Annotated in this window: 13 protein-coding genes; 7 read left to right on the forward strand and 6 right to left on the reverse strand. The window is 48.2% G+C overall.

The window, feature by feature from the left end:
- Positions 1-2: 2 nt before the first annotated feature.
- Both thrC and serS read right to left on the reverse strand, forming a co-directional pair.
- A complete protein-coding gene (gene thrC, locus DESPODRAFT_RS12845) occupies positions 3-1,502 on the reverse strand; it encodes a threonine synthase (RefSeq protein WP_004074008.1) in 1,500 nt (499 codons plus the stop codon).
- A complete protein-coding gene (gene serS, locus DESPODRAFT_RS12850) occupies positions 1,486-2,766 on the reverse strand; it encodes a serine--tRNA ligase (RefSeq protein WP_004074009.1) in 1,281 nt (426 codons plus the stop codon). Before serS ends, thrC begins: the two co-directional genes overlap by 17 nt.
- 181 nt (positions 2,767-2,947) lie before the next feature.
- Between serS and DESPODRAFT_RS12855 the strand changes: the two genes are divergently transcribed.
- Complete coding sequence (locus tag DESPODRAFT_RS12855; RefSeq protein ID WP_004074010.1) at positions 2,948-3,535, forward strand: 5-formyltetrahydrofolate cyclo-ligase; 588 nt, start codon at positions 2,948-2,950, stop codon at positions 3,533-3,535.
- On the opposite strand, the gene DESPODRAFT_RS12860 is transcribed toward DESPODRAFT_RS12855, so the two are convergent.
- Positions 3,532-4,515: a potassium channel family protein gene (locus tag DESPODRAFT_RS12860; RefSeq protein ID WP_004074011.1), complete on the reverse strand. Its 984-nt coding sequence runs from the start codon at positions 4,513-4,515 to the stop codon at positions 3,532-3,534. The genes DESPODRAFT_RS12855 and DESPODRAFT_RS12860 overlap by 4 nt on opposite strands.
- A gap of 157 nt (positions 4,516-4,672) precedes the next feature.
- On the opposite strand from DESPODRAFT_RS12860, the gene DESPODRAFT_RS12865 reads away from it, so the two are divergent.
- The 3 genes from DESPODRAFT_RS12865 to DESPODRAFT_RS12875 all read left to right on the forward strand — a co-directional run bounded on the left by DESPODRAFT_RS12865 (position 4,673) and on the right by DESPODRAFT_RS12875 (position 7,329).
- Entirely contained in the window at positions 4,673-5,329 is a 657-nt protein-coding gene (locus DESPODRAFT_RS12865; RefSeq protein ID WP_004074012.1) for a protein-L-isoaspartate(D-aspartate) O-methyltransferase, read from the forward strand.
- Positions 5,330-5,357: 28 nt separating this feature from the next.
- Entirely contained in the window at positions 5,358-6,479 is a 1,122-nt protein-coding gene (locus DESPODRAFT_RS12870) for a DUF368 domain-containing protein (protein WP_004074013.1), read from the forward strand.
- Between the two features lie 64 nt (positions 6,480-6,543).
- A complete protein-coding gene (locus DESPODRAFT_RS12875; protein WP_004074014.1) occupies positions 6,544-7,329 on the forward strand; it encodes an HD domain-containing protein in 786 nt (261 codons plus the stop codon).
- A 3-nt stretch (positions 7,330-7,332) separates the two neighbouring features.
- On the opposite strand, the gene DESPODRAFT_RS12880 is transcribed toward DESPODRAFT_RS12875, so the two are convergent.
- Positions 7,333-8,259, reverse strand: a complete 927-nt coding sequence (locus DESPODRAFT_RS12880) for an Hsp33 family molecular chaperone HslO (RefSeq protein ID WP_004074015.1) — start codon at positions 8,257-8,259, stop codon at positions 7,333-7,335.
- A gap of 145 nt (positions 8,260-8,404) precedes the next feature.
- On the opposite strand from DESPODRAFT_RS12880, the gene DESPODRAFT_RS12885 reads away from it, so the two are divergent.
- The gene (locus DESPODRAFT_RS12885; protein WP_004074016.1) at positions 8,405-9,175 is read left to right on the forward strand and encodes a substrate-binding periplasmic protein; all 771 of its coding nucleotides are present in this window, start codon (positions 8,405-8,407) and stop codon (positions 9,173-9,175) included.
- Between the two features lie 97 nt (positions 9,176-9,272).
- Positions 9,273-11,012 (forward strand): two-component system sensor histidine kinase NtrB, encoded by a 1,740-nt coding sequence (locus DESPODRAFT_RS12890; RefSeq protein ID WP_004074017.1) that lies wholly within the window; start codon positions 9,273-9,275, stop codon positions 11,010-11,012.
- Between the two features lie 20 nt (positions 11,013-11,032).
- On the opposite strand, the gene DESPODRAFT_RS12895 is transcribed toward DESPODRAFT_RS12890, so the two are convergent.
- Both DESPODRAFT_RS12895 and DESPODRAFT_RS12900 read right to left on the reverse strand, forming a co-directional pair.
- A complete protein-coding gene (locus tag DESPODRAFT_RS12895; protein WP_004074018.1) occupies positions 11,033-11,668 on the reverse strand; it encodes a flavodoxin family protein in 636 nt (211 codons plus the stop codon).
- Positions 11,669-11,914: 246 nt separating this feature from the next.
- Positions 11,915-13,462: a YifB family Mg chelatase-like AAA ATPase gene (locus tag DESPODRAFT_RS12900; protein ID WP_004074019.1), complete on the reverse strand. Its 1,548-nt coding sequence runs from the start codon at positions 13,460-13,462 to the stop codon at positions 11,915-11,917.
- A gap of 183 nt (positions 13,463-13,645) precedes the next feature.
- Here DESPODRAFT_RS12900 and lpxC point away from each other — a divergent pair, with 183 nt between their 5' ends.
- A complete protein-coding gene (gene lpxC / locus DESPODRAFT_RS12905) occupies positions 13,646-14,515 on the forward strand; it encodes a UDP-3-O-acyl-N-acetylglucosamine deacetylase (RefSeq protein ID WP_004074020.1) in 870 nt (289 codons plus the stop codon).
- Positions 14,516-14,518: the final 3 nt, after the last annotated feature.

Consider the following 14,518-nt stretch of genomic DNA (forward strand, 5'->3'; position numbering starts at 1 on the left):
GATCAAAGCCCTAAACGGGTGGCGATTTTTTCTGACACATCCTTTACGAATTTTTGGAATTGTGATGGACCAAGGGGTTTTTCCTGGGACGGAATCAATTCGGGATCATCGGGTGAAATAAAATCCGGTAAATTGATAAACCGGCTGTCAGATGAAATACCGTAACCTTCAGCCAGTTCGCCCTTAAAATAGAGGTCCTGGAATCCGGAAAATTTAATGGCATGTGCCGTGGCATCCAGAATCACCGTTTCGCTCTCATCCACGAGATCCAATGCCTTTGCCTGGACCATCCCTGCAAGACATTCGCCTCCCTGGGTGCAGGTGATATGCCCGTTCTGGTTGGCTGTGAGCTGCCAGTCCATGATCTGCTGTTCTTTTACCTGGACCACAAAAACATTTCTGTGGCCGCTGGCCGCATCATACTCCCTGGCGATCTGGATCACCCTTGGCATGGATACGGGGTTGCCGATCATAGCTGCCTGGGCAACACTCGGCTGGGTCTGGACAGGGATAAATTTACGTTTGCCCTCATCCGGTTCAAGGTAGTATCTGTATACCGGGTCAGCATGTTCGGACTGAACCCCAATGATTTTGGGAAGTTTATTGATGATGCCGGCATTGTAAAATTTTAAGAAACCGTTCATAACCGCTGAAATATTTCCGGCATTGCCAATGGGCACCATGACCACTTTTTTATCCATATCCCAGTCAAAATCCTGGGCAATTTCATAGGAGTAGGACTCCTGTCCCAGTATCCGCCAAGCGTTTTTGGAATTGAGCAGTGCCACCGGATAGCTTGAGGAGAGATGCTCCACAACTTTCATGCAGTCGTCAAAAACCCCCGGAATTTCAAAGACCCTGGCACCGCTTCCCAACGGCTGGGCCAGCTGTGCGGAGGTGACCTTTTTATGGGGCAGAAGTACGGCTGATTTTACTTTAGATCCCAGGTAGGAGGCGTAAAGGGCTGCCGATGCCGAGGTGTCGCCGGTGGAGGCGCATATCGAGATGACCTCGGAGACAAATCCTTGGTCAATAAGATATTTTATGCTGGACAGGGCGGAGGCCATGCCCCTGTCTTTAAATGAGGCTGAAGGGTTCTGGCCGTCGTTTTTGTAATAGAACTTTAACCCGGTTTTTTCCTGGAGCCGGGTGTTGGCCTCCACCAGTGGCGTGTGTCCTTCACCCAGATAGATGATGGATTCAAGGGGGATGCTGGGGCCTATGAATTCGTGGTACCGATAAATCCCTTTAAGGGCCGGGATCTTAAGCATCTTGCGGTAATCAAATATTCTCTGCCAGGTTTCGCCTGAAATGGCGTTGAGCTGGTCTTTGTTCCGGTCATGGATCAGCAATACCTCGTTGCATGCCGGGCACACATATAAAAGTTCTTCAATGCCGTATTCGGCACCGCAGCCAAGACATTTATAGTATAGTCCCCCCTTGGGCGAGGGGATGATGTGTGGTCTGATATCCTCAGGAAACAGATTAAGATTCGTATTCAATGATTTCTAACCCTCCCATATACGGTACCAGTGCTTTGGGCACTTTGACGGTTCCGTCTTCCATTTGATAGTTTTCAAGAATTGCTGCAAAGGTCCTGCCCACGGCCAGCCCGGACCCGTTCAGTGTGTGGCAGAATTCAGGCTTTTTGGCGTTTTCCCGTCTGAACCGGATGTTTGCCCGCCTGGCCTGGAAATCAAGGCAGTTTGAACATGAGGATATCTCTCTGTATTTATCCTGGCCGGGCATCCACACTTCAAGGTCATAGGTTTTTGCGGCGGAAAATCCCAAGTCCCCGGTGCACAAGGTGACCACCTGGTATGGCAGTTCCAGGCGTTGGAGAATCTCTTCGGCGTTGGCCAGCAATGATTCAAGCTCATCAAATGAGCTCTCCGGAGAGGTGATTTTTACCATTTCCACTTTGTTGAACTGGTGTTGGCGGATCAGTCCTTTGGTGTCTTTGCCGTAGGAGCCTGCTTCGGACCTGAAACAGGGGGTAAATGCGGTAAATTTCATGGGCAGCTTGGATTCATCCAGGATTTCTCCGGCCGGGATGTTGGTCATGGGCACTTCTGATGTAGGAATCAGGTAGTAATCCCAGCCCTCAAGCTTAAATAGGTCTTCCTCAAATTTAGGCAGCTGGCCCGTTCCGGTCATGGTTTCCCTGTTTACGATAAACGGCGGTAAAACCTCCTTATACCCGTGCTCCGTGATGTGAATATCCAGCATAAAATTGATTAAGGCCCTTTCCAGGCGCGCACCAGCGCCGATGTACAAAGGAAATCTGGACCCGGCAAGTTTTGCTGCACATCCAAGATTGAGAATGCCTAAGTCTTCGGCAATATCCGCATGGTCCTTGATCTCAAAATCAAAGGACGGGGGGGAACCCCACCTCTTTTCAAGCCGGTTTTCAGTGTCATCCTTTCCCATGGGCACATCTTCATGGGGCAGATTGGGAATATTAATAAGGAACGCCTTGATCCAGGCGTCCAGTTCATTGAGTGTTTTGTCCATTTCCTTAATTTGCTCAGAAACGCCTTTCATCTTATTTATGCTTGGCTGGGCGTCCTGGCCGGATTTCTTCATTTTGGCAATTTCATCAGAAACAGTATTTCTTAGGTGCCGTAACTCTTCAATATCAACTAAAAGAGATTTTCTTTTTTCCTCATTTTCAAGAAATGGGGAAAAATCAATGTTTGCTCGGCGTTTTTTCATGCCCTGGACAACAGTATCCAGGTTGTCTTTAATCAATTTTATATCAAGCATTTTTGATTTTTATCCTGCATGATTATAGGGTTGACGGGTGGCTGATTATAATATTTTTACAATCATATTCAGATAACACGGGCCATGTAAACAGTCAACGATTATTGCCGGTTGACAATTGGCCGGCAGTGTATAATATTTCGCAAAAAAATTATTGTACAATAATCTAAGGAATACGATTATGGATGAAGCTAAAAGTGGTAAGAACAGTGTGTTAAGCCAGGTTGCCGAACGTATGAACGCCCTGTCCCCGGAACAGATTGAAGAGAAATATAATATCATTGAAAATAAATTGTTCGAATTTGCAAACTTTTTAGAAGCCCATCAGGTGTTCCTATACCCGCCCGGAAGTAAGGAAATTCCTACGGAAAAGATTATTCGAAAAGCTATGGAAATTGAGAAAAGTGTTATTTTACCGGTATTTACAGATGTTAAAAATACTTTCCTTTTGTATAAGATTAGTCATTTTGATAAAGATTTGGTGCCCAACGCCCATGACATGCTTGAGCCCAATCCCGAGCGGTGCAAGAAAATCGCCCTGGATGATGTGGATATTGCTATTATCCCGGGTCTGGCCTTTGATGACAAGGGCGGACGCATGGGCTTCGGAAACAATTACTATTCAAAGCTGATCACAAAATTGCCTGAAACCTGCCGTAAGGTAGCTTTGGCTTATGAAGAGCAGATTGTTGATCAGATTCAGATGGAGTCAAGAAAATATACGGTGGACATTATCATTACCGATACCCGGGTAATCTATAAGATTTAAACATTACCAAGCGCACGCCTGAAAGCCTTCAAGTCTTCGGTTTTTCCCATGACAATCAGTGTGTCCCAGGGATGGATAATGGTTTCAAAACTGGGGGCAAATACCATGTGGCCTGACTTCTCTTTGAGTGCAATAATGATCAGGTTGTAGTCCTGCCGAATACCGGAATCCTTAAGCTGTTTCCCTGCATAATTTGATGTTTCCGGTACAAAGGCTTCTTCAAGCTGGATGGCATCGCTTTCCCGGGACAGTGCCGTGTTCAGAAAATTGGAAACCGTAGGGCGCAACAGCTTCAGTCCCATGGAAATCCCACCGGTATCATAGGGGCATTCCACCTGATTGGCGCCCGCCACATAGAGTTTTTTTATCACCATGGTGCTTATTGCCCGGGCCATAATATAGATGTCGGGATTGAGTTGTCTGGCTGTGAGTACCAGGAACACATTTGCCGCATCCGTTCCAAGAAGCGCCACCAGTGCCTTTGCCTGTTTGATTCCGGCTTTTTCCAGAATTTCCTCATTCCCGGCATCTCCGATGATATAGTGAATTTTATCCTTTTCCAGGAGATCTTTGAGTTCTTCACTTTGTTCCACCACAACGATGTCTATGGTCTCTTCGGCTACGAAGTTGCACAGAATTCTGCCGATGCGACCGTATCCGCAGACAATGTAATGATTCTTCATTTTTTTTATTTTGCTGTTCAAACGTTGCCTCCCCAGCATGCTTTTAATTTCACCGTCCACAACCGAACTGATAAAAACACTGCCCAGATACAGAAAGTACCCTACGCCTGTAAATATCAGAAAAATGGTGAACAATCGTCCGCCGTTGGACAGATCGTGGACTTCAAGAAAACCCACCGTACTCAGGGTGATGGCCGTCATATAGGCGGCATCAAGAACCCCCCAGCCTTCAACGGCCATGTATCCGGCCGTGCCGATGCAAAAAAATAGGACCGCGATAAACACGGTTATTACCATTTTAGAAGTTTTATCCATGACTTACTATTACTTTCACCGGCGTCCAAATGCAAGGGAAAGATGAAGGGCGGATAATTACCATAACGGCTTTTATTACAGGCTTTAAACCCGTTTTCTAATGCTTGACGGCCTCGGCGGTTGCTGATATTAAAAGACCATGACTGACGAACCTACAAAATTTTCGCGTTGGCGCAGGGATATGGTGGAAAAACAGATTATTGCCAGGGGAGTAAGTGATCCTTTGGTGATCCAGGCCATGATCGAGGTGCCCCGCCATCTTTTTGTCAGTGAGGCCCTGGTTGACAGTGCCTATGGGGATTTCCCACTTCCCATCGGTGAGGGACAGACCATTTCCCAGCCTTTTATTATCGCTGAAATGACCCAGAGTCTGACCTTGACGGGCCAGGAGCGTGTCCTTGAGATCGGTACGGGCTCCGGTTACCAGGCTGCCGTGCTGTCCCGTATTGTTTACAGGGTGTATACCATTGAACGGAACAATACGCTTTATCTACGGACTCGGAAACTGTTTGACCGTCTGAAGTACCATAATATCGTAACCCGCTATTCCGACGGCACCACGGGCTGGAAAGCCGAAAGCCCCTTTGACGCCATCATTGTCACGGCCGGAGGGAATCGGATACCCGAACCTTTAGTGAATCAGCTTATAGAGGGGGGGCGCCTGGTTATGCCCGTGGGGGGACTGCATTCCCAGGAACTTTTACGTATTGAAAAGACCAGCACGGGTATTAAAACGGTCAATTTAGGTGGTTGCCGTTTTGTCAAGCTTATCGGTGAGCACGGGTGGCCTGCTTAATACACCCTGAATATTGAGGTAAAATTTGATGTCCTTTTCTTCTTCTGCTACGTCGGCAACCATAAAAGAGTTGCTCATGGGGTTCTGTTTAGGCGTTGCCAATATTATTCCTGGGGTTTCCGGCGGGACCTTTTTGCTGGTTTTCGGAATATATGAGCGGGTATTTTTAATTTTAAATCAGATTAATAAAAACTTTGTCCTGAAATGCCTTAAACTTGTCTTTTCCTGTTTCATGCACCCGGTCCAGGGCGTTAAAAATTTTTATGCATTTTTTAAAGAAAACGGTTTCTTTTTCCTGTTTAAACTTGCGGCCGGGACCGCCGTTGCCATTCTTGCCCTCTCCAGTCTGATGAAATATCTTTTGCTCCACCATTTTTGTGTAACCTATTCATTTTTTTTCGGGTTGATCCTGGTTTCTATCATCATTCCGGTAAAGATGCTTAAGCGTTTTGATGCCCGGGCCCTGCTTTGCCTTGTGGGCGGGGTCGGCATCACTGTGTGGGTATCCGCCATGGTCAATCCCTACGATAAAATCAAGATGAAGTCTGATTATCTTTCCCGGATCTTCCAGGTTCAGGGCGCCTCTGCTGCGCGACCGGATGCTTCTATGCCTGAATCGGGAAAAATTGCTTCAACGGTCCAAGGTTATTCACCTGAGGATTATCTGTATATTGCATTTTGCGGTGCTCTTGCCATCTCAGCCACTATACTGCCGGGTGTCAGCGGTTCTTTGGTATTGATTTTAATGGGAACCTATTTTGATGTTATTTCGGCTATTTCTGAATTAAAGTCCTTTCATTGGGAGACATTTGTCTTTCTGGGAATATTCGGCCTGGGGGTTATCTTCGGCGGCCTTATGTTTGCCCGGCTGGTCAGTTTTGTCCTTTATCGTTGCTATAATGCCACCATGGCCTTTTTAGGCGGGCTGATGGTAGGCTCCCTTTATGCTTTGTGGCCCTTTAAAGAGACCGTGTTGATGGCGCAGCAGTATGTGAAACAGGCAGGGGAAATCATCTGCCTTGACAATGTGGCAGTCCAGACCAATATCAATGTTCTTCCAACCAAAGATGATCCGGTGATCGCAGCGTTTGTTTTTTTTGTGCTTGGCGGCATTATCATGATGCTTTTTGTCAGAAAAGAGGCCGGATAACTAGGTCAGTGGACAAATCACCCTTATGTTGAAAATTCCATCCATTGTCCTGGAAAATTGATCCATGATGACCCACGATGATTTTTTAAAAATAGAAAAACAGTTTTATGCGTATACCACCCCTTTTGTCGACAGGGCTGAAGACGCCTATCCATTTGTACTCAAACAGGAACACACTGCCCGGGTCTGCAAGGCCATGAGAATGCTTTGCGCATCACTTGATCTTGACGGGCCGAAAACGGCCCGTGCTTGTGCTGCCGCCATGGTTCATGATATGGGCAGATTTCCCCAGTTTGCCGTCTTTCACACCTATGCGGATGCCCGTTCCAAAAACCATGCAGCATTAGGGTGCCGGGAAATAGTGCGAAGCAACATTCTTTCCCATTTGTCCGTTACCGACAGGCAGCTGATTTTGCGGGCAGTGGCCCTGCATAACCGCCCCCGTCTTTCCGGAAAGCTCGGGAGCGATTTAAGTCTTCTGGCCCGTCTGCTCAGGGATGCGGACAAAATGGATATTTATAAAGTAATGAAAGACCATTATCTGAATCCGGATTCAAGTCACGGTTTTATTACCTATGATTTGCACGATGACGGCAAAATACCGACAACAGCTGCCCAACTCCTTCTTGAAACCCGGCAGAACGATTTAAGCTGTGTAAACACCCTCAATGCCATGAGGGTGTTTCAGGCCGGAATGGTTTATGATCTAAATTTCTCCGCTGCAGCTGCCGCTATCCTGGATATGGAAGTCATTCCTGTCCTGTTGGGCGGTATTCCTCCATCAGAACTCATTACCCGGCTGGAGCAGACTCTTTTGGATCATCTGAAATCTCTTGCCACACAAAAGTAATGGCTATCCGGTAAGCAGACCGGTTAACTCCTTTTGGCTGAACCGGTAGACGGAATTACAGTGATGGCATCGAAGCTCCAATGGAAAAGGACCGTTTGCCAGGATATCGGTACACTCTTTTTTGGGTAGGTTCTTTAGGTAACCGCCCATCCGTTCCTTTGTGCACGGGCAGTAAAATTCTACTCGGGAACTGTCCAGAAACCGCGGTGACAGATCGGCAAAGCCGGTTTCAATAATGGATTCCGGTGTTTGATTCTGGGCAAAGCAATTGCCTAAAGCATTGATATTTCGGATCAAGTTTTCGGCCCGGGCAACGTTGTCTGGTTGGGCACCCGGCAGTGCCTGGAGAAATATACCGCCTGCACCCGTAACGTTTTCATTTTCATCAAAAGCCACGCTCAGGATGAAGCCGGAAGGAATCTGTTCCGAGGTCAGAAAGTATTCAGCCAGATCTTCGGCAATGGCGCCGTGAACCAGGGCAATCTGGCCGGTATAGGGTCGGTTTGTATCTTCTATGTACCGGGTTACCGACAAAAAACCTGCCCCGTAAAGGGTGGACAGCCATTTTATTTTTTCCGGATTTTTTATTTCAATGGGGTTGGCTTTTAAATATCCGCGGATCTCTCCAAAAGCGTTGCCCTCCACATCAAGGCCCTTTATGGGACCGGAGCATTGGATCTTCATTGCAATCCGGTCCCGGCCTTTCAGTGGTGCGCTCATCAGGGCCACGGCAATGTAAGCCTGACCCAGAACCAGGGTTTCCAAAGGACCCAGATCATGATTGGCCTGCATCTCTTTGACCATCCGGGTTCCATGTACCACCACCCCTTTGATCTGATCATCCGCCATTAAAAAACGGTAGAGCCGTTCTTTGGCCGAGGCCTGGAACTGGGCTTTTACATCATGCTGAAATATATCTTTTTTTATCATCTTCTAATTCCCCAAAGTAATCATGCCGTGTTATTATAAGACCTGTTTGGTAAATGTAAACCATTAGGCTTTACATAGGATTTGAATCCCCGTATGATAATTTTTACACGTTCTGTAATAAAAATTGTCCGCTCCAGAGAATATTATGAGAAAATTGTCAGGTGTTATAGGCATTATTGTTGTGTTGGTATTTCCGGGTATGATCATGGCTCAGGCCGGTCTAACCATTGCTTATCCTGATTTTTACCCCTTTTTTACCCGGAAAGATAACGGCGAAATGGCCGGTTTCTTTTACGAAATTATTTCAGAGGCTCTGGATAAGCGCATGGGCGTGACCGTACACTGGCGGCAGATGCCCTGGAAGCGATGCCAGGAGGAGGTACGAGCCGGCAGATACGATGCAATGATAACCGTTCCCACGCCGGAACGATCTACCTATTGCCTGACCCATCAAGATCCTTTGTATCTTAAAAAAATGGTCCTGTTCACCTATGCGGGACATCCGGATCTGGACCGTATCCGGACCATCGAATCTGTCCGGGATATCAAGGCTATGGGATACAGCGTGGTAACCTACAGCGGCAACGGGTGGCATGATGAACACATCTCAAGCCTGGGTATTCCCTCCTGGGAAACCAGCGAAGTCCACAATGTCTGGAAAATGCTGGCCGCCGGGAGGGGGGATTTGGCAATTGAATGGCCGGCGGGAGCCCGGCTGGGCATGGAAAAAGCCGGGGTTAGGGACAAAATTATTGACACCGGCATTGCTCTTCAATCAATGCCCTTTCATCTCATGATCCATAATGGGTCGGGGTATACTCGTATCCTTAACCAGTTTAACCGGACCATAAACGATATGGCCGATGACGGCACAATGACAGGTATACTTGGGGCCTACGGCATAACCTCATTTTGATTTTGAATTGATAGCCTCCCATTCAGCTGGGAGTGAACCCAATTTTACAAACAACTAAAATCAAAAGAAAAAAAATTAGTTATTTAAAAGTGAAAATATGGCGCGTTTGATTGAAGATCATATCCGGCTGGTATTTGTGCTGCTGCTGGCTTTATTTACTGCGGGGTTTTTATTGTTTTTCACCTGGTATCAGGATATTGTTTTTAAATATGCACAAGGGCGGCTCAGGGAAGATGCCCTTGTCATTGCAGAGTCCCTGTGGCGGTACGAGCCCCCCCCATTTGCTTATCTGATACTGTCTGCCCGGTCCAACAGCTATACGACGGTGCAGGTTATTGACGATTCACAAAAAGAATATGCCGCAGTTAAGGGCCCGGCACCTTCGTTTACGGAACGTATAATGGCCCGGGCGGGGCTGCTGCCGGTGGTTGAGCTGGAAGAGCCGGTCAGGTATCAAAATCGGACCATCGGCAGCATAGAGGTGGACTGGCAGAACCGGGCCGCCTTTATCTATTTTTATGTGATTATATGCCAGGTCCTGCTCTTTGCCGGTCTCTGGTTTTTTTTAAATCTGTATATCGCAAAGAAAACCCTGGAAGAGCGGGTTAAAGAACGTACGGCAGATCTCAGGGCGAGCCGGGCACGGCTCCAGTCGATACTGGATTCCATGCCTTCGGTGCTTATCGGTGTGGACCCGGCAGGGAATATCACCCTATGGAACAACAGGGCGGAACAGGTCTCGGGATTTCTTACAGAACAGGCCCTGGATCGCCCCCTGGAAAAGGTCTATCCCCGTTTGGCCCCCAGGATGGATCAGGTAAGGGAGGCCATTGCCACCCGCAGGGAGAGAGTGAGTAAGAAACAGGCCCGGATGCAGGACAATTTGGTCTGTTATGAGGATATCACCGTATTCCCCCTGGTGGCCAACGGGGTGGAGGGGGCAGTGATCCGTGTGGACGATATCACTGATCAGGTCAGGATGGAAGAGATGGTGATCCAGTCTGAAAAAATGCTCTCCGTGGGTGGACTGGCAGCGGGTATGGCGCACGAGATCAACAACCCCCTGGCAGGGATCATGCAGACCGCCAATGTAATGAAACTGCGACTTGAGAATATCGACATGGCGGCAAACAAACGGGCGGCATCCGACATCGGCATCTCCACGGAACAGGTCCGGGCATTTATGGAAAAGCGGGGTATTTTCAACATGCTTGAGGCCATCAATGAATCCGGGGCCCGGGTGGCGGTCATTGTGGACAACATGCTCAGTTTTGCCAGGAAATCCGATGCCATTGTCTCTTCCCACAATCCCGGAGAACTCATGGACAGTATTCTGGAGCTGGCGGCTACGGATTATGATCTTAAAAAGCAGTATGATTTTAAAACAATTAAGATTGTCAGGGAATATGAAGAGAACCTGCCCATGATTCCCTGTGAAGGAGCGAAAGTACAACAGGTGATTCTCAATATCCTGAAAAACGGGGCCCAGGCCATGGTGGAAGCCGGTCGGAACCGGCCCTGCTTTATCCTGAGGATCTCAACGGAGGCCGAGGCCGGCATGCTGAGAATGGAGATTCAGGACAACGGCCCGGGTATGACCCGGGAAGTCCGTAACCGGATATTCGAACCCTTTTTTACCACCAAGCCCCCCGGGGTGGGCACCGGCCTGGGCCTGTCCGTATCTTATTTTATTATTACGGAAAATCATAAGGGCACACTGGGGGTCTCTTCCGCACCGGGCAAAGGGGCGAATTTTATTATCCGCCTTCCCCTGGCCTCGCACTCTTTGGAAAGAAGAGAGGCTGAGGAGGACGAAAACGATGCTGCTTCCACCTGATTTGTTTTCCTAAGCTCAAACTATCGGATAAAATTGGTCATGATTTTGGCAACCGGTTCAGGCGGGGGAAATTGTTCTTTTCCATGTTCCATAATTTTCATGAGCCATGCCATATTTTTACCTAAAACCGCCATGATTTGTTTACCTTCTCCATCCTGCATCACTTGCCCCGGGGCAAGACCATGTGCCACATTCCAGTAATTTGAAGAGGGCATGACCATTTCGGAGTAATTGATATAATGATTAAGGGAGTCAACTGTTGAAATCCCGCCTGATCGCCGGACAGCTGCAACAGCTGCGCCGACCTTGTTCCGGAAGAGGCCGCCGTTAACCGAAGCAACGAAAAACGCTCTGTCAAGGAAGGATTTCATTGTCCCTGCAACACCGGAAAAATGAACAGGAGAACCAAGTAGAATGCCGTCGGCTGCCTTTATTTTCTGAATCCATTCATTAACCGGATCGTCATCAAGGGAACAAGCTTGATTTTGTTTTTTTACACAATCGAGACAGGCAGTGCATCCCTGTATCTTTTTTTTGCCGACATGGATCATCTGCGTCTCAATTCCGGCATTTTCCAGCTCTTCAAAAACCATGTTCAGTGAACAGGCTGTATTTCCCTTTTTATTAGGGCTGCCATTAAATCCAACAACCTTCATACGTATTCTCCTTTATATATTTTGTTCAGACTATCGCATCAATAATAACCAAGAGATTATAAATAAAACATTTTTTACTCCAAAAAGCTCATTCTTTTTTCTCCTATTTAAAAAAAAGTTGGTAAGGCGGGGTTTGAGCTTCGTTTTATCGGCAGAGAGAAACAATAGCGGCAAAATTGTCCTGCACTCTGCCGGTAGGGGTGCACAAAATGCGGTGTGACCCACTGCAGCACGGTGGGAACAGCATCAACCAAAGTCATCCCGGGCCTGATCCAGGCGTTTGTACTGAACCGCCTCAAGAACATGGGGTTTGTGTATATCGTGGGCGCCTGCCAGATCAGCGATGGTTCTGGCAAGTTTTAATATGGAGGCATAGGCCCGTCCGGACAGGTTAAACTGTTTCATGGCCTGTTCAACCACCCTGCTGCTTTGGGCATCCAGGGGACAAAATTGCTGCAAAAGCTTTGGGCCCATGTCTGCATTGGCAAAACACGTTGTTTCGGCCTTTTTAAACCGAAGGGTCTGTATCTCCCGGGCCTTTTCCACCCGTTTCCGGATGGATTTGGAAGACTCCCGGTGTCCATCTGCCGTCATTTCCTGAAAAGACAACCGGGGAACCTCCACAAGGATGTCCATTCTGTCCATGAGCGGGCCTGAGATTTTGTTTTTGTACTGCTCAATTTTTGCCGGCGTGCAGGTGCATTCCCTGTCCGGATTGGTGAGATTGCCGCAGGGGCAGGGGTTCATGGCGCCTACGAGCATAAACCGACATGGAAAGGTGGCCTTGGCGTTGGCCCGGGCCAGGGTGATGACGCCCTCCTCTATAGGCTGCCGGAGAACCTCCAGCACACTGCGCCGAAATTCTGGCAACTCATCCAGAAACAGTACGCCGTTATGGGACAGCGTGATTTCACCGGGTTTGGGCACTGTGCCGCCGCCCACAAGTCCTGCATCGGAGATGGAATGGTGGGGGGATCTGAAAGGACGTGCGCCCAGGGGCTGCCCCGGTTCCCGGGCCACCCCGGCCACCGAATAGACCCGGGCGATTTCCATGGCCTCTTCAAAGGATGGTTCCGGCATGATTCCCGGCAAACATTTTGCCATCAAACTTTTCCCGGATCCCGCCGGACCGTTGAACAGGATATGATGATGCCCTGCTGCCGCAACTTCCATGGCCCGTTTTACATGGGTCTGGCCCCGGACATGGGAGAAATCGTTTTCCCGGTCTGTTCCATCTGTTTCCAGAAGCATGGACAGATCAGGTTCCAGGGGCGCAAGTCCTGCCTTTCCTGCCAGAAAATTCACGACCTGGGTCAGATGATCCGGCGCCAGAACCTCAATATCTTTAACAAGCGCTGCTTGCGCTCCGTTCTCTTTGGGCAGGATAATGCCTTTGAATCCATTGTCCCGGGCGGCCAGGGCAAAGGGCAGTGCTGCCTTGACCGGCCGCAGGTAGCCGTCCAGGGACAACTCCCCGGCAAACAGCCAGGATGCCGCTTCAGATGCCTGGAATAACCCCCGGGCACAAAGAATTCCTAAAGCTACGGGAAGGTCCAGGCCGGTACCCTCTTTTTTGAAATCCGCGGGCGCCAGGTTTACCACCACTCTGTCCATGGGGAATGTATATCCGGCGTTCTGGAGGGCAGACCGGACCCTGTCCCGGCTTTCCCGGACAGCGGTTTCAGCCAGCCCCACCATATTGAATACCGGCAATCCCAGTGTGATGTCTACTTCAACATCTACAACAATGGCCTCAAACCCGTTTAATGCACAGGACTTCATTTTTGCTATCATTTAAGGTCTCATTTTAAAAAATTTAAGATAAGAGAAAAAAAATGGAACTTAATTCATTGAAATCATGCTAAATTGTCATAAAATGTCTGCATGCCAAATATTTTTCTCATTTGTTTTGCTTTGTATTTTTAAATCAGCTATATATACCACGTTTTATCGTATTCAGACACTTTGGAACAAAAAATGAACAGTTTTTATAATCAGCAAACCATCGCCGGAAAGGTGAGTCTTTCGGGGGTAGGCGTCCATTCGGGTAAAAAGACTAACTTGACCATCCGCCCTGCCAAGGAGAACCACGGCATTAAATTCCGGCGTATAGATCTTCCTGGAACCCCTGATATCCCGGCGCTTTTCAAGCTGGTGGTGGATACCAGCCTTGCCACGGTTATCGGGGACAATGGCGTTATTGTTTCCACCATTGAGCATCTGATGGCAAGTTTTGCAGGTCTTGGCATTGACAATGCCCTGGTGGAAGTGGACGATTATGAGATCCCCATCATGGATGGATCAGCCAGGGAATTTACCCGGGCGATAACCGACGTGGGCGTGGTAGATCAGGATAAACCCAAGCACCTTTTTATCGTGAATGAGCCCATAGAAATAAGACAGGGAGATAAATGGGTTCGGGTGGAACCTGAACCCTGTTTCAAAATTTCCTGCATCATTGACTTCAACCATCCGCTTATCGGCCTGCAGAAAATTGTCTATGACAGGGCGGAAAATAACTTTAAACAGGAAATCTGCGGGGCCCGGACCTTTGGGTTTGTTAAAGATCTTGAACTGCTGAAAAGATTCAGTCTTGGCAGGGGGGGAAGCCTTGACAATGCCATTGTGATCGATAATGATAAAATTTTGAATAAGGGGGGGCTGCGGTATCCGGATGAGTTTGTCCGGCACAAACTGCTGGATTGCCTTGGGGATTTTTCCCTTCTGGGAATGCCCATTCAGGGGCATATTATCGCCCATAAATCCGGTCATCACCTGAATCATCTGTTTATAAAAAAATTTCTTGATGAAAGGCAGGCCTGGGAAACAGGGCCGGCAAAGCGCTGATTA

It is taken from the genome of Desulfobacter postgatei 2ac9 (assembly GCF_000233695.2).
Classification (GTDB): domain Bacteria; phylum Desulfobacterota; class Desulfobacteria; order Desulfobacterales; family Desulfobacteraceae; genus Desulfobacter; species Desulfobacter postgatei.